Genomic DNA, 14,300 nt, shown 5'->3' on the forward strand with positions numbered 1-14,300 from the left:
ACAGTCCAAACCTGGCTTTTCATGGCGTGAACGCAGTTTACAGATAAGCGCCGACAATCGTTCTGACAGTGATCAACGCCTGACGCAACACGTGCATGTCCACCGACCCGAGAGCCAGACGAATCGCATGGGGCGTATTGGCCGACAGCGAAAACGGCTCGGCGGTGGTGACCGAAATCTGCTGCTGCATCAACTCGACCACGATCTGATCGGCACGCACATCTTCGGGCAACGGCAACCACAGAAAATACGAGGCCGGATGAGCAATGTAGCGCAGCCCTTTCAGCACCTCGGCCGCCAACGTCTGCCGGGCCATGGCATCACTACGCTTCTGCTCCTCAAGCACGGTGACGGTGCCGTCGTCGAGCCAACCGCACGCAATGGCGGTCATCACCCCGGGCGTGTTCCACGTTGTCGCGCGAATGATTCGTTCCAGTGCGGGCACTTGAGGCAGCGGCGCCGCGATGAAGCCGACGCGCAAACCGGTGGCGATGTTTTTCGACAGGCCCGATACGTAAAACGTCCGTTCCGGTGCCAGATCGATCAAGGTTCGCGGCGGATTTTCCACCAGAAACGCGTAGGCCGCATCTTCGATAAGTGTCAGATCATAGCGCCGGGCAATCGCCACCAATTGCTCGCGCTGTTCCAGTGGCATGACCCAGCCCAGCGGATTGTGCAGCGTCGGCATGCTGTACACGGCGCGCACCGCACGCTGGCGGCAGAGCCTGTCCAGTGCCGGCAAATCCGGGCCGTGCTCTGTCATCGGGATCGCTAGCACTTCCAGATGCAACGCGTCGGCCAGCACCTTGAACCCGGAATAGGTCAGCGTATCGGCGGCGATCACATCACCGGGCTTGAGCAGGGTCATCAGCGTCACCGCCAAACCTTGCTGAGCGCCATTGACGATCAGCACTTGGTCGGCTTCAACGGTCACGCCGCGTGTCGACAAATGTCGCGCCACCGAGGCGCGTTCGTGGGCACGTCCGGCGTGGGGTTGATAACGCAGCAACGCTTCGAGATCGCCGGACAACGCCAGTTGCCGCAACGCCGTGCGCAACAGCTCAGCCTGACCGGGCAACGACGGATAGTTGAAATTCAGGTCGATCATGCCGACCGCTACGTCTTTCTGATCGATGCCCTGCCCCGGCGCCAGCGACGTTTCCCGCACAAAAGTGCCGCGCCCGGCTTCGCCACTGACCAGGCCCATCGCCTCAAGCTCGGCATAAACCCGTGAAGCGGTAACCAGCGCCAGTCCTTCCTGCGCCGCCAGTTGCCGATGCGTAGGCAATCGCGTGCCCGGCGGCAGTCGTCCGCCACGAATATCCGCCGCATAACGGTCAACCAAGGTCTTGTAACGGGATCGGGGCATGCAGGCTGTATCCATGACAATTTTTTGATTGTGCTGATTCTCAGCCCTAGGATCGCCGCAATACAACCCACTATTTGAGCGCAACCGACATGCACACAACATCGACTGCGGCCCACCCGGCGCTGGAAAAAACCAGTGGCTGGATCAACGGTTTTATCGGCGTGCTGATTTTCAGCGGTTCGCTGCCGGCCACACGTTTGGCGGTGCTGGAATTCGATCCGGTGTTTCTGACCGTGGTGCGAGCAGCGATTGCCGGCGCACTGGCGGTCGGACTTCTGCTGTTGTTCAAGCAACCGCGACCGTCGCGCCATCAGTGGCTGTCGCTGGTGATTGTGGCGCTGGGCGTGGTGTTGGGTTTTCCGCTGCTGACCGCGTTGGCATTGCAGCACGTAACGTCAGCGCATTCGATCGTGTTTGTAGGATTGCTGCCGCTGGCCACGGCAATGTTTGGTGTCTTGCGTGGCGGTGAGCGGCCACGGCCGGTGTTCTGGATCTTTTCGGTGCTGGGCAGCGCATTGGTGGTGGGCTTCGCCCTGTCCCAGGGACTGAGCGCCTCGCCGACTGGGGATCTACTGATGCTCGCGGCGATTCTCGCCTGCGGCCTCGGTTACGCCGAAGGCGCGAAACTGTCACGCAGCCTCGGCGGCTGGCAGGTGATCTGCTGGGCGCTGGTAATGTCGTTACCGCTGATGGCAGTGCTGAGCCTGTGGCTGGCGCCCGCCTCGTTCGGCAACATCAGCTTGCCTGCGTGGATGTGCCTGGGCTACGTGTCGCTGTTCAGCATGCTGATCGGCTTTGTGTTCTGGTATCGCGGCCTCGCCCAGGGCGGGATTGCGGCGGTCGGGCAGTTGCAGTTGCTGCAGCCGTTTTTCGGTCTGGCGCTGGCGGCGACGTTGCTGCACGAGCAGGTCAGCGTCGGCATGCTCGGCGTAACGCTTGGGGTGATTCTCTGCGTGGCCGGGGCGAAGAAATTTGCCAAATAGTATTCAGTGTCCGGCTTTCCATCGCCGAGGACTCAGCCCGGTCTTGCGCCGAAAGGCCCGGGCCAGCGCGGACGGACTTTCGTAACCGACCTCTTCGGCAATCAGCGCAATCGGCCGGCCTTCGCGCAGGCGTTTCTGCGCAAGACTGACGCGCCAGCTCAGCAGATAATCGGCCGGTGTCTGCCCGACCACGCGGCGAAACTGCTCGGCAAAACCGGCGCGGGACTGGTTCGCCGCCGCCGCGAGATCGGCCACCGTCCAAGGCTTGTGCGGCTGCTCATGGATCAGGTTCAAAGCGCGAGACAAGCGCGGGTCAGCCAGCCCGGCCATCATGCCCGGTTGCTGATCTCGACTGCCGATGAGATGGCGCAGCAACAGAATCACCAGCAATTCGAACAGGCGATCCATCACCGCCACGCGCCCGCAATGCCCTTCAAAGGCTTCATTGAACAGCCAGTCAAGGGTGCTGCGCAGTTCCGGGATGTCGGTGAGTTTCAATACCAGATAGTCGGGTAGCGCGGCGGCCAGGGCATTGCCCGAGCCGCCGTCGAAGGTCAGCGATGCACAGACAATCTGACTGGCCATGGCTTCGTCGGCAAAAATTCGATGGGTAAACGGCCGGGGAAAGAAAATCAGTGACGGTTCGTCCAGACGGATCTCCCGCTCGTTGCCCGGTTTGAGCAGCAACGCCCCGGCTTGCAGAACATGCACGTGCCCGACCGGCTCGCCTTCGTGAACGCTCACGCCGCAAAACGCGCCGCTATGAAAGGTGCCGGCGTTCACGCCGAAATGACTGAGTAATGTGGAAAGGCGATCCATGGCTGACTCCCGAAGGCATATCTGGACGATCTGCCGCATATCCTCGACGATTTGCCGCCAAAGCGCCATTGGCAGCCCCTAAGATCTCTCCATCGCCGCTGCACTTCGCTGCGGAATTTCGGAGAATCACCATGAGCCGCATCCCCGCTATCAGCCTCGACACCGCCACCGATGCCACCCGTCCTGCACTGGAAGGCGTGAAGAAAAAAATCGGCTTCCTGCCCAACGTCTTCACTACCCTCGCCCAAGCGCCAGTTGCATTCGACACTTACCTGCAAGCTTCGGCGATCCTCGGCAAGACCTCGCTCAGCGCCCAGGAAAAAGAAGCCGTCTACCTCGCCACTTCGCAAGTAAACGGCTGCGACTACTGCCTGTCCGCACACACAATGTTCGCCGGCAAGGCCGGGCTCTCGCCACAGGACATCGTCGCGGCCCGTCAAGGCGAACTGAATGCCTACGCAGCCCTCGCCCGCCAACTGACCGAAACCCGTGGCCACTTGAGCGATGAACAGTTGGCCGCTGCTCGCGCTGCCGGTATCGATGACCGCAAGATTATCGAAGTGATTGCCCTGGTGGCCATGCAGACATTGACCAACTACCTGAACAACACGGCGTTGACCGACATTGATTTCCCGGCCGTCGAGGCCTGAGCAGTCGCTCACGAACTGAAGAAAAATCCGCTGGCGAAAAGATGCTCTTTTCGCCAGCGCTGTTTTTTGCTGCCATGATGTAGGTCAGAATAATTCGCAGCGCAAACAGTGTCTGGTGCGCTGAAACCAAACACCCTGCGCGCAGGTCTTTGTTCTCAGACAAATGCCCGGAAAGATACGAACCCCATGACAGACTGGTTGCAAGACAACGGCGAGATGGCCGGGCAGATCCGCCGTCACGACTGGGCGAATTCGCCCCTCGGCCCGTTGGAAAACTGGCCCGATGTACTCAAGACCACTGTCTCGCTCAGTCTCGCCTCGCATTTCCCTCAGGCGATCGTCTGGGGCCCGCAATTGATCACTCTCTATAACGACGCCTTCGTGCCGATTCTCGGCGACAAGCCGCATGCGCTGGGACGTCCTTTCAGCGACATCTGGAAAGAAGCCTGGCATGAGATCAGCCCGATAGCCGAGGCGGCCTATGCCGGCCAAGCCACCTACATCGAAAACTTTGCCCTGAAGATCGAACGCGGCAACGGTCCGGAGCAGGCGTTCTTCACTTTCTGTTACAGCCCGATTCGTGACTCCCACGGCAATGTCGTCGGCATGCTCGACACGGTCACCGAGACCACCCAGACCGTTTATCTCAACCAACGCCTGGCCGTCCTCGATGCCATCGGCGAAGCGGTGACCAATGCCACCGATGCGCAAGCAATCCTGGCGGCGAGCACCCGGCTGATGGTCGAGCAGTTGCAATTGTCCAACTGCGCGTACGCCGACATGGATGCCGACGAGGACGGCTTCACCATTCGCGGCGACTATGCGGCACCGGGTTCGCCAAGCATCGTCGGCCACTACCGCCTGCGCGATTTCGGTGAGAAGGCAGTGCGTCTGCTGCGCGCCGGGGAACCGCTGGTCATCCATGACAACCGCAGCGAGCTACCACCGGAAGAGTCGGCGACCTTTCAGGCCATCGGTATTACCGCGACCATTTGTGTACCACTGATCAAGCAGGGCCGTCTGACCGCATTGATGGCCGTCCACGACAAAGTGCCGCGGGTCTGGTCGCAATTTGAGCAGGCATTGATGAGCGAAGTGACCGAACGGTGCTGGGCGCACATCGAGCGGGTGCGCGCCGATGCCAATGTGCGTGAAGGCCTGCTGGCGCTGGCTGAGCTCAACGCCACGCTGGAGCAACGGGTCGAAGAGCGCAGCTTGCGCCTGGCCCAGGCCGAGTCGGCGTTGCGCCAGTCGCAGAAGCTCGAAGCCATCGGCCAATTGACCGGCGGCGTCGCCCACGACTTCAACAATCTGCTGACGATCATTCGTTCGTCGGTGGATTTTCTGCGCCAGCCCAACCTGCCGGAAGAACGCCGTCAGCGCTACATGCGCGCGGTGTCCGACACCGTCGAGCGCGCCTCCAAGCTGACCAGCCAGTTGCTCGCCTTCGCCCGCCGCCAGCCGCTCAATCCGCAGGTAGTCGACGCCGGCGAACGTTTGGCAAACATCGGCGAGATGCTCGAATCGGTCACCGGCGCGCAGATTCACGTGTGCGTCGAACGCCCGGATCACCCCTGCTACATCCGTGTCGACCTCAGTCAGTTCGAAACCGCGTTGATCAACATTGCGCTTAACGCCCGCGACGCCATGAACGGTCAGGGTGAGCTGAAATTGCGCCTGGAATGCCACAAAGCGCTGCCGCCGATTCGCGGTCACGCCGGGTCCAGCAGCCATTTCGTGTCGATTGCCCTGGCCGACACCGGTGCCGGCATCGACGCACACACCCTTGAACACATCTTCGAACCGTTCTTTACCACCAAGGCTGTCGGCAAAGGCACGGGGCTGGGGCTGTCGCAGGTGTTCGGCTTCGCCAAGCAATCGGGCGGCAACGTCGACGTCTCCAGCGTCCTTGGACAAGGCACCGAGTTCACCTTGTATTTGCCGCAAGTGCCGGCGGACGAGGCTGAACAGGACAGCACCGAGGACGATGGCGAGGTACAGCCGGCCTGCGAAAAACGCCGGGTACTGGTGGTCGAGGACAATCTCGACGTCGGCCGTTTCGCCAACCAGATCCTCCAGGATCTGGGCTATGAAACCGCATGGGCAACCAACGCTGAAGAAGCCCTGCAGTTGGCGGGCAGCGATGCCAGCGCGTTCGATGCGGTGTTTTCCGACGTGGTCATGCCGGGCATCACCGGCGTCGCGCTGGCCAGGGAGCTGCGCCAGCGCCGCCCCGATCTACCGGTGATTCTGACTTCCGGCTACAGCGAAGAACTGGCCCGCAGCGGTTACGAAGGTTTCGAGTTTCTCGCCAAGCCCTACTCCGCCGAACAGGTCTCGCGGATTCTCGGCAAGACCTGGCTCAAGGACGCAAAACCAGCGGCGTCAGTCGTGATCGACGCCGGCGCGCTTGAGTAATTTCTTGCAGCGTTCCGACAGATGAAACACCTGTAAGTGCTTGCCAGCCTTGGCGTAGCGTTCACGCAGGGTTTTCAACGCGGCAATCGCCGAGTAATCGACAAAGCTCAGGTGTCGGCAGTCGAGAGTGACTTTCGCCGGATCGTTGGCCGGATCGAACTGATTGAGAAACGGCGTGGTCGAGGCAAAGAACAGCGTGCCGTGCAGGCGATAGAGCTTGCTGCCGTCGGCCTCCAGGTGTTCATCGGCGTACAGTTCGCGCGCCTGCTGCCAGGCGAAATTGAGCGCGGCGATGATGATCCCGCACAGCACGGCCGTGGCCAGATCGGTGAACACGGTGATGGTGGTTACGGCGATGATCACCAGCACATCGTGCAGCGGCACCTTGTTGATCACCCGCAACGACGCCCAGGCGAACGTCTGCTGCGATACCACAAACATCACCCCCACCAGTGCGGCCAGCGGGATACGCTCGATCAGCGGCGACAGAAACAGAATGAACAACAGAATCAGCACACCGGCAACAACACCGGACAAGCGCCCGCGCCCGCCGGAGCTGAGGTTGATCACGGTCTGGCCGATCATCGCGCAACCGCCCATGCCGCCGAACGCACCGGACACCATGTTGGCCGCGCCGAGCGCCACGCACTCACGATCCGGATAGCCACGGGTTTCGGTGATTTCGTCGGTCAGGTTCAGTGTCAGCAAGGTTTCCAGCAGTCCGACCATCGCCATCAGGATTGCGTACGGGGCGATGATGCGCAGCGTTTCCAGGCTCCATGGAATGTCTGGCATGGCGAAAGTCGGCAGACCGCCGGCAATGTGCGCCATGTCGCCGAGGGTGCGGGTCGGCAGGCCGAAGAGGTAAACCAGCAGGCCGACACCAAGGATCGCCACCAGCGCCGGCGGTACCGCTTTGGTCAGGCGCGGCAGAATGTAAACGATGGCCATGGTCAGCAGCACCAGCCCGGTCATCAGATACAGCGGCGTACCGCTGAGCCAGTGCTCGCCGCTTTTGAAGTGCTCCAGTTGCGCCAGGGCAATGATGATCGCCAGGCCGTTGACGAAACCGAGCATCACCGGATGCGGCACCATGCGCACCAGTTTGCCCAAGCGCAACAGCCCGAACGCCATCATGATCAGACCGCCGAGCAGCACCGTTGCCAGCAGATATTGCACGCCGTGTTGCACCACCAGCGCGACGATCACCACCGCCATCGAGCCCGCCGCGCCGGAAACCATGCCCGGCCGGCCGCCAAACAACGCTGTCAGCGTGCAAATGATGAACGCGCCGTACAGGCCCATCAGCGGATTGAGATGCGCGACCAGGGCGAAAGCAATGCATTCGGGCAACAGGGCGAACGAGGTGGTGAGTCCGGCGAGGACGTCGGCGCGCAGACGAATCGGTTTCATGGCTTACCTGACTGAGCGGCCGCTGGGCACGGCTGCTGTTTTCGCGAAAAAAGAGGGAGGCGAATGTTACGGAATTGTTCGGCCTCGGGCCAGTGAAACGCTGACATGGAGTGGCGCGGGCCTTATCCTTGCAGGCTTGTCCATCGAATCGAGTCGCAGCATGTCAGCGTTTTTGTCCGCCCGGGATGTGTGTCAGCGTCTGCGAAGCTGCGCTGGGCGTGCTTGCGTTCGAAGTCTGCGAGGTAATGTCCCAGTCCGGGCTGATTGCCGTTTACATCGAGGGCTGGCATCTGCTGTTGGACTTCGCCGAGGGACACTTGCATCACTGTGAATACGCGCGCAACTGCGCCGGGGATGAAGCGACGCTGGACACTTGGCAGCGTTATGGCACGGACCCGGTGAGTCTGCTCAGCACATGGGAACTGGCGCAGATCGAGCGGTTGCTGCGTGATGCGAATCGCGTCCAAACCTAGTGCATCGTTTCCGACTGCGGTGCTCTCTGATGTTGAGACCGACCAAATGCCTGTGGGAGCGAGCCTGCTCGCGAAGGCGGTATATCAGTCGGTTTGATGTTGGCTGTCATAGCGCTTTCGCGAGCAGGCTCGCTCCCACAGGGGGTTTGTGTGAGTTCAGAAGGTGATTTGGGCTGCCGGTTTGACGTCGATCCGTGCCACGGAACTGGTCAGGGCGGCGAAGTCCTTGTTGTGTTGGGCAATGATGTCTTCGGCGCTCATGTTGCCGTTATCGACCGTCGAATGTGCATCTTGCGCGACTACGACGTCGTAGCCCAGCTTATGCGCGCTGCGCACCGTGGCGTTGACGCAGTAATCGGTTTGCAGGCCGCAGATGATCAGGCGTTCGAAGTCCTCGCTGGGCAGCAGCTTGCCGAGATCGGTCTGGTAGAAAGAATCCCCGGTAGTCTTGCCTACACGCAGGTCTTTCGTCGAAGTCAGCAAACCTTCGGCCAGTTGCCAACCGTCCGCCCCATGCACGAACGGACCGTCCTTTTCTTCGTGCTGAATCAACACCACCGGAACGCCAGCTGTGCGGGCGCGTTGGCTGAGATCATTGATCGTGGCGATCACGCGGTCGATTTCAAAACACTGATATTCACCAGCACACAGTGCTTGCTGGACGTCGATGATCAGTAATGCGGTGGTCATGTCGAGCCTTCCTTGATCAGTCCTTGAGATGGGGCGGACCTGAGCCCGCCCCTTTTTACTCCGCTCAGTAACCCAGTGACAAGCCGGTATTACGCCGTGGATCATTGGCGCCGTAGAAGCGATTCTTGCCAACCGGTTTGCCGTCCAGTGACGGCGCGCCGACCAGAATCGCGGCGATGTGGTTGGGATCCTGCGGGCCGGCAAACTTGTGGCCCCAGCTCTCGAGGAGCTTTTTCGTATCCGGGCTGGCGGCGAAGTCTTCGAGGTTGGTTTCCTCCGGCATCCACTGCTGATGGAAGCGCGGCGCGTCGACCGCTTCCTGCAGGCCCATGCCGTAATCGATCACATTGAGCATGGTCAGCAAGGTCGCGGTGATGATCCGGCTACCACCCGGCGTGCCGACCACCATCACCACTTTGCCATCCTTGGTGACGATGGTCGGACTCATTGACGACAGCGGCGCCTTGCCCGGTGCGATGGCATTGGCCTCACCCTGGACCAGCCCGTACATGTTCGGCACGCCGACCTTGGAGGTGAAGTCGTCCATTTCATCGTTGAGAATCACCCCGGTCTTGCTCGCCATCACGCCTGCGCCGAACCAGTCGTTGAGGGTGTAGGTGACCGAGACCGCATTGCCCCACTTGTCGACGATCGAATAGTGCGTGGTGTTGCTGCCTTCATGCGGCGCTACACCGGGTTTGAGCTCAGCCGACACGCCGGCCTTTTGCGGCTGGATGGCGTTGCGCAGTTTGGTCGCATAGTTCTTGTCCAGCAGGTGCTCGATCGGATTCTTCACGAAATCCGGATCGCCGAGGTAGCTGTTGCGATCAACGTACGCGTGGCGCATCGCTTCGATCTGGTAGTGCATGCTCTGAGCGGAATGGTAGCCCAGGTCCTTCATCGGATAGCCTTCGAGGATATTCATGATCTGGCAGATCACCACCCCACCGGAGCTGGGCGGTGGCGCCGAGACTACGTGATAGCCGCGATAATCGCATTCCACCGGGGCCAGTTCGCGAGTCTTGTATTTGTCCAGGTCGGCCTGGCTGATGATGCCTTTGTTGGCTTGGCTGGACGTGACAATGGCATCGGCGACCCAACCTTTGTAGAAGCCGTCGGCGCCCTTCTCGGAAATCGTCCGCAGGGTTTTCGCCAGATCCTTCTGCACCAGTTTCTGCCCGACCTGCATCGGCTCGCCGTTGCTGAGGAAGATCGAGCCGGAATCGCGCATGTCCTTCTTGAACACATCCGTCGCGTATTCGAGCAGCTCGACATCGCCCTGCTGCAGCTCGAAACCGTCTTCGGCCAGTTTGATCGCCGGGGCAATCATGTCCTTGCGCTGTTTGGTGCCATATTTGCTCAGCGCCAGCTCCATGCCGGACACAGTGCCCGGCACCCCGACGGCCAGATGGCCGCGCGTGCTCAGTTCCGGAATGACGTTACCGTCCTTGTCCAGATACATGTTGGCGGTCGCTGCCAGCGGGGCTTTCTCGCGGAAGTCGAGAAAGGTCTTACGTCCGTCCGCCAGTTGAATGGTCATGAACCCGCCACCGCCAAGATTGCCCGCAGCCGGATAGACCACCGCCAGCGCATAGCCCACGGCCACTGCCGCATCCACGGCATTGCCGCCGTTTTTCAACACATCGACGCCGACATGGGTCGCCAGATGTTGCGCGGTGACCACCATGCCGTTTTCCGCCGCCACCGGCGCCACTGATGCCGCGTGAGCCATGAGACAGCTGAGCGCCAGGGAGGTCGCAATGAGCGATCTGGCCAAAGGTTCGTACTTCATGAGTCGATCTCTTTTTGTTTTTGGGGACTGCGCAAAACGCAGGGCAACGCTTCAGAAGCAACAAGCAGTATGGTCGGCTTTGCGTATTGCGCCTCCCCGTTCAGCCAGTGTGCTGAGCCATCGCAGCCGTTGGCAGCTCCTGCCCGAATCAAGCGAAGAGGTTATTCATCGCTGCGTATTGCAACAGCATGATGGTCTTGGCGTCACAGATCTCGCCGCGTTGAAATGCTGCCAGTGCCTTATCGAAGCCCCATTCGAGCACTTCCAGTTCTTCGGTTTCCTCTTCCAGCCCACCACCGTCGCTGACTTTGGACGCGGCGTCGTATTCGGCGATAAAAAAGTGCAGCTTCTCCGTCACCGAGCCGGGGCTCATATACGCCTCGAATACTTTCTTCACGTCATGCACGCGATAACCGGTTTCCTCCTCGGCTTCGTCACGAATGCGTTGCTCCGGCGCGGCACCTTCCAGCAACCCCGCCGCCACCTCGATCAACAATCCATCGTGGCCGTTGACGAACACCGGCAAACGAAACTGGCGGGTCAGCACAACCGTGCGCTTTTCGCGGTTGAACAGCAGAATCGCCGCGCCGTTGCCCCGGTCGTAGACCTCGCGGGTCTGGCGCTGCCATTCACCGTTGTTGCGGTGGTAGTCGAAAGTGATTTTCTTCAGCAGATACCAGTCGTGGGACAACACCTGTGTGTCGACGATGTTGACCCGTTCGGCTGTGTTGGACATCGCGTCTGATCCTGTTTTCATGGGGGACTGCCATGGTCGGACAATTGCGCCGACAAAAAAAGCCCGGCAGCGCTACCGGGCTCGTTCAGCTTGGGTTGTTACTGGAAGTCGACGTCGAAGGCCTGGTAGAAGGCGTTGCCGGTGTTGGCGACGATCCACATCAGCACAATGACGTGATGACCCTTCTTGTTCGTCGGCAGTTGCACTTGGTGATCAACCTTGGCCTTCAATTCGCCGGCATGGCTGTAATACGGCACTTGCGGGTAGAAGTCTTCGAAGAACGGCTGGGTTTCGAGCTGCGCACGGCTGATGCGTTGCTGTGGATCCCAGCCGTCTTTGGTGATCAGCCAGCGATAACCACGGGTGGTGTGCGGCGCGGTGTACGCCCAGCTGACCTCGAGAATCTGCCCCGGATCGACATTAAGCAGCGGCCAGTTGAATGAACGGCCGAGCTTCTTGCTCATCTCGTCGTCGGTGTAATTGACGCAATCGCGGGCATCGGTCTTGCCGCCGCTGAGAATGTAGCCATCGGCCGGCGGCGCGACGCTGTCCGAGTCGGTCTCGAAGGGTTGCGGGAACGGCCCGGCATTCACGGCCGGAAAGTTTTTGCCGCCCTCCATTTCATTGACTTGCCAAGCGCCGAGCAAGCCGAGGTCAATGGCCACTGCGCCGCGACTTGCTGGCGTGATGACACGACCGTGTTTGAGTTGGGTTTGTGGGATTGCCTGATTCATCATGTTCACTCCGTTGATTTGAGAACTCTCCTTCCCGAGGAGAGGCCTTCAAGCTAACGGAGGTGAATTTTTTGTCCATCGGCGCTTTTGTCACAGTCCCACCGTGCAAGACGTAAAACGCCCGGAAATACTGGATGCATAACCAGTGCCCGACGACGCATCGCACTCAACGTGTAGCTGAACACCTACACGCCGAGTCGCCTTTGGTCATTCAGACAGTTGCGCCTGATACTCCTTTTCGTACTGCCCGGCGAGTTGCGTTTTCTGTTTATCGTCGAGCAGCTTGCCGGCCATCTGGAAGAATTTGTGCTCTTCTTCCTCGAGGTGATGATGAACCTTGTCGGAGAGCTTCTTGGCCGTGGCCAGCCACGCCGGACTGGACATCTCGGTCTCGTCGAGTTCTTCCATCATCTCGTCCATTTCGTGGTGCTCGGCGATGGCGTGGCGGCTCAGGTCAACGCCTTCGTCGATTTCCATCAACGGGATGTAGAAGTGCCGCTCTTCAGCGGTTTCATGCGCTTGCAGTTCTGCTTTGAGCTGCTTGTAGGCCTCGACCCGCTCAGGGCTGTCGCCGCTGGTCGCGATCAGAGCCTTGGCGTAAGTGCGCTGGCGCTCGTGGCTTTCGCGCAGGGCTTCAAAAATATTCACGGGATTTCCTCATCAATCGCGCTCAGGGAAAGACGCGATAAAAGCCTAGACCGCAACGCTGGTTTGACGGTTCCGCTTGTTCGATCGAAGGGCTTGGAGGCGTTTGCCCGGACGGGTTAGGCTGGGCGTTCAATTACACAAGGAAGTCATGCATGAATTTGCGTATCGAGTTGACAGAAAATCCTACCGAGGAACAGCGCCAGGCCATTCTCCAACCGTTGATTGAATACAACGATGCGAAGACCGGCATATCGAAAACCGAGCCGTTCGCCTTGATGGTAAAAGATGAGTATGGCGCGATACTGGGCGGGTTGTACGGGCGAGTGACTTTGCGCTGGATGTTCATCGATTTGCTGTCAGTACCGGAACAAAGTCGCGGACTGGGGATTGGTTCCCGGTTAATGGCACAGGCAGAAGCGTTGGCCGAAGATAGAAACTGCTACGGAATCTGGCTCGACACCTTCGATTTTCAGGCGCCGGAGTTCTACAAGAAGCTGGGCTTCAGCCAGTTCGGTGAGATCGTTGACTATCCACCGGGGCACAAGCGGCATTTTTTCCAGAAGCGGCTGATCGACTGACTGTATCGCCCTTTGCGCGAGCAGGCTCGCTCCCACACTGGAAAGCATTCAACCTGTGGGAGCGAGCCTGCTCGCGACAGCGCCAGCCGCCTCGACACACAATCAGAGGCAGGTCGCCATCGCCGCCATGCGCCGCATCGCGACAAAATCACTCTGCTGTGCGTAGTAATTCAAAGTCGTACCCGAGGCTTCGGTAATCACATCGACAAACGACTCCGCTGAACGCGTGTAGACCGTCGTGCCGCCAGACTCGCGCGGCTCCAGATAGGCCGCCGCGTCGACGCCGAAAACCGCTTCATCCTGCCAGGCGAATTGCACGCACCGGGCGACGTCTTTCTCCGGCTTGTCCGAGGTCAGGACCTTGTCCGGGCTCTTGCTGCGAGCATCGTTCATCACCGAACCGGCGCACCCGGCCAACAGGGCCGCCGCCAGCACTACCATCAGCATTCGCATTGCATTTGCTCATCGAGAAAAAAGCGGACTGTAGCACTGCAACGCGGCAAATCGTTCTGCTTTACTGTTTTTATGCGCGACACGCGTGAGCAGCTGCGGCACTCTGAGATCTTCAGCCACACAAGGACATTACATGGCGCCTAGCGACCAACGACATGAACACGCCCTGAAACTGTTTCTCGATGCGCGACCCGAACTGCGCGAGACCCTCGACCATCTCAACCCGCTGCTGGCTCAGGCCAAGGGTGAAACCCAGGCGCAGTACCGCGAAGAACGCTTGCATGAAGCATTCGAGGCTGAGGCAGAAAGCCAGGGGTTGTTTGCCTGGGAGCTGACGTTGCAGCTGACCGCTGATTCACCGGAGGACTATCAGGCGCAACGCCTGGAAGTGCATCGGGAAGTGGCGGAAATGGCGGGGATGGACTGGATCGAGTATTGCGATCTTTACGGCATCACCCCGTAATCGATGTAGGAGCTGCCGAAGGCTGCGATCTTTTGATTTTGCTCTTCAAGATCAAAAGATCGCAGCCTTCGGCAGCTCCTA

General features: G+C 60.0%; 14 protein-coding genes and 1 pseudogene. 6 read left to right on the forward strand and 9 right to left on the reverse strand.

The annotated features are described in order from the left end of the window. Window positions 1-37: 37 nt before the first annotated feature. A complete protein-coding gene (locus tag AB4N85_RS11495; protein ID WP_460068101.1) occupies window positions 38-1,369 on the reverse strand; it encodes an aminotransferase-like domain-containing protein in 1,332 nt (443 codons plus the stop codon). Window positions 1,370-1,458: 89 nt separating this feature from the next. Here AB4N85_RS11495 and AB4N85_RS11500 point away from each other — a divergent pair, with 89 nt between their 5' ends. Beyond that, window positions 1,459-2,352 (forward strand): DMT family transporter, encoded by an 894-nt coding sequence (locus AB4N85_RS11500; protein ID WP_252878501.1) that lies wholly within the window; start codon window positions 1,459-1,461, stop codon window positions 2,350-2,352. Between the two features lie 3 nt (window positions 2,353-2,355). Here AB4N85_RS11500 and AB4N85_RS11505 read toward each other — a convergent pair whose 3' ends face one another. Beyond that, a complete protein-coding gene (locus AB4N85_RS11505; protein WP_460068104.1) occupies window positions 2,356-3,171 on the reverse strand; it encodes a cupin domain-containing protein in 816 nt (271 codons plus the stop codon). A gap of 131 nt (window positions 3,172-3,302) precedes the next feature. On the opposite strand from AB4N85_RS11505, the gene AB4N85_RS11510 reads away from it, so the two are divergent. Continuing rightward, a complete protein-coding gene (locus AB4N85_RS11510) occupies window positions 3,303-3,821 on the forward strand; it encodes a carboxymuconolactone decarboxylase family protein (RefSeq protein ID WP_460068107.1) in 519 nt (172 codons plus the stop codon). A gap of 186 nt (window positions 3,822-4,007) precedes the next feature. After that, window positions 4,008-6,239 (forward strand): response regulator, encoded by a 2,232-nt coding sequence (locus tag AB4N85_RS11515; RefSeq protein WP_460068110.1) that lies wholly within the window; start codon window positions 4,008-4,010, stop codon window positions 6,237-6,239. Here the strand turns inward: AB4N85_RS11515 and AB4N85_RS11520 are convergent. Further along, window positions 6,207-7,652, reverse strand: coding sequence for a SulP family inorganic anion transporter (locus tag AB4N85_RS11520; RefSeq protein ID WP_041477048.1), 1,446 nt, complete (start codon window positions 7,650-7,652; stop codon window positions 6,207-6,209). The genes AB4N85_RS11515 and AB4N85_RS11520 overlap by 33 nt on opposite strands. Window positions 7,653-7,812: 160 nt before the next feature. Between AB4N85_RS11520 and AB4N85_RS11525 the strand changes: the two are divergent. Next, a pseudogene (locus AB4N85_RS11525) lies at window positions 7,813-8,125 on the forward strand (DUF7693 family protein). 156 nt (window positions 8,126-8,281) lie between these two features. On the opposite strand, the gene AB4N85_RS11530 reads toward AB4N85_RS11525, so the two are convergent. From AB4N85_RS11530 to AB4N85_RS11550, 5 genes are all read right to left on the reverse strand, one after another. Continuing rightward, entirely contained in the window at window positions 8,282-8,815 is a 534-nt protein-coding gene (locus tag AB4N85_RS11530) for a cysteine hydrolase family protein (RefSeq protein ID WP_095182052.1), read from the reverse strand. Between the two features lie 64 nt (window positions 8,816-8,879). Continuing rightward, window positions 8,880-10,607, reverse strand: coding sequence for a gamma-glutamyltransferase (ggt, locus tag AB4N85_RS11535; RefSeq protein ID WP_252867858.1), 1,728 nt, complete (start codon window positions 10,605-10,607; stop codon window positions 8,880-8,882). A 148-nt stretch (window positions 10,608-10,755) separates the two neighbouring features. Further along, window positions 10,756-11,343, reverse strand: coding sequence for an NUDIX domain-containing protein (locus AB4N85_RS11540; RefSeq protein ID WP_252867859.1), 588 nt, complete (start codon window positions 11,341-11,343; stop codon window positions 10,756-10,758). 98 nt (window positions 11,344-11,441) lie between these two features. Beyond that, on the reverse strand, window positions 11,442-12,077 hold the full coding sequence (locus AB4N85_RS11545) for a lytic polysaccharide monooxygenase auxiliary activity family 9 protein (protein ID WP_252867860.1): 636 nt from the start codon (window positions 12,075-12,077) through the stop codon (window positions 11,442-11,444). Between the two features lie 207 nt (window positions 12,078-12,284). Next, window positions 12,285-12,725: a hemerythrin domain-containing protein gene (locus AB4N85_RS11550; protein WP_016775257.1), complete on the reverse strand. Its 441-nt coding sequence runs from the start codon at window positions 12,723-12,725 to the stop codon at window positions 12,285-12,287. Between the two features lie 152 nt (window positions 12,726-12,877). Here AB4N85_RS11550 and AB4N85_RS11555 point away from each other — a divergent pair, with 152 nt between their 5' ends. After that, window positions 12,878-13,303, forward strand: coding sequence for a GNAT family N-acetyltransferase (locus AB4N85_RS11555; RefSeq protein WP_150634949.1), 426 nt, complete (start codon window positions 12,878-12,880; stop codon window positions 13,301-13,303). A 102-nt stretch (window positions 13,304-13,405) separates the two neighbouring features. On the opposite strand, the gene AB4N85_RS11560 is transcribed toward AB4N85_RS11555, so the two are convergent. Then, a complete protein-coding gene (locus tag AB4N85_RS11560) occupies window positions 13,406-13,756 on the reverse strand; it encodes a hypothetical protein (RefSeq protein ID WP_041477055.1) in 351 nt (116 codons plus the stop codon). Between the two features lie 133 nt (window positions 13,757-13,889). Between AB4N85_RS11560 and AB4N85_RS11565 the strand changes: the two genes are divergently transcribed. Then, window positions 13,890-14,219, forward strand: coding sequence for a DUF6388 family protein (locus tag AB4N85_RS11565; RefSeq protein ID WP_041477057.1), 330 nt, complete (start codon window positions 13,890-13,892; stop codon window positions 14,217-14,219). Window positions 14,220-14,300 lie beyond the last annotated feature (81 nt).

The sequence above is a fragment of the Pseudomonas sp. H1_G08 genome, from assembly GCF_054681355.1.

What these genes read in the sequence shown, in the direction of transcription:
- AB4N85_RS11500 (WP_252878501.1), top strand. Translation starts at nt 1,459, where the DNA reads ATGCACACAACATCGACTGCGGCCCACCCGGCGCTGGAAAAAACCAGT.
- AB4N85_RS11515 (WP_460068110.1), top strand. Translation starts at nt 4,008, where the DNA reads ATGACAGACTGGTTGCAAGACAACGGCGAGATGGCCGGGCAGATCCGC.
- AB4N85_RS11530 (WP_095182052.1), bottom strand. Translation starts at nt 8,815, where the DNA reads ATGACCACCGCATTACTGATCATCGACGTCCAGCAAGCACTGTGTGCT.
- AB4N85_RS11540 (WP_252867859.1), bottom strand. Translation starts at nt 11,343, where the DNA reads ATGTCCAACACAGCCGAACGGGTCAACATCGTCGACACACAGGTGTTG.
- AB4N85_RS11505 (WP_460068104.1), bottom strand. Translation starts at nt 3,171, where the DNA reads ATGGATCGCCTTTCCACATTACTCAGTCATTTCGGCGTGAACGCCGGC.
- AB4N85_RS11510 (WP_460068107.1), top strand. Translation starts at nt 3,303, where the DNA reads ATGAGCCGCATCCCCGCTATCAGCCTCGACACCGCCACCGATGCCACC.
- AB4N85_RS11545 (WP_252867860.1), bottom strand. Translation starts at nt 12,077, where the DNA reads ATGAATCAGGCAATCCCACAAACCCAACTCAAACACGGTCGTGTCATC.
- AB4N85_RS11560 (WP_041477055.1), bottom strand. Translation starts at nt 13,756, where the DNA reads ATGCGAATGCTGATGGTAGTGCTGGCGGCGGCCCTGTTGGCCGGGTGC.
- AB4N85_RS11520 (WP_041477048.1), bottom strand. Translation starts at nt 7,652, where the DNA reads ATGAAACCGATTCGTCTGCGCGCCGACGTCCTCGCCGGACTCACCACC.
- AB4N85_RS11565 (WP_041477057.1), top strand. Translation starts at nt 13,890, where the DNA reads ATGGCGCCTAGCGACCAACGACATGAACACGCCCTGAAACTGTTTCTC.
- AB4N85_RS11495 (WP_460068101.1), bottom strand. Translation starts at nt 1,369, where the DNA reads ATGCCCCGATCCCGTTACAAGACCTTGGTTGACCGTTATGCGGCGGAT.
- ggt (WP_252867858.1), bottom strand. Translation starts at nt 10,607, where the DNA reads ATGAAGTACGAACCTTTGGCCAGATCGCTCATTGCGACCTCCCTGGCG.
- AB4N85_RS11555 (WP_150634949.1), top strand. Translation starts at nt 12,878, where the DNA reads ATGAATTTGCGTATCGAGTTGACAGAAAATCCTACCGAGGAACAGCGC.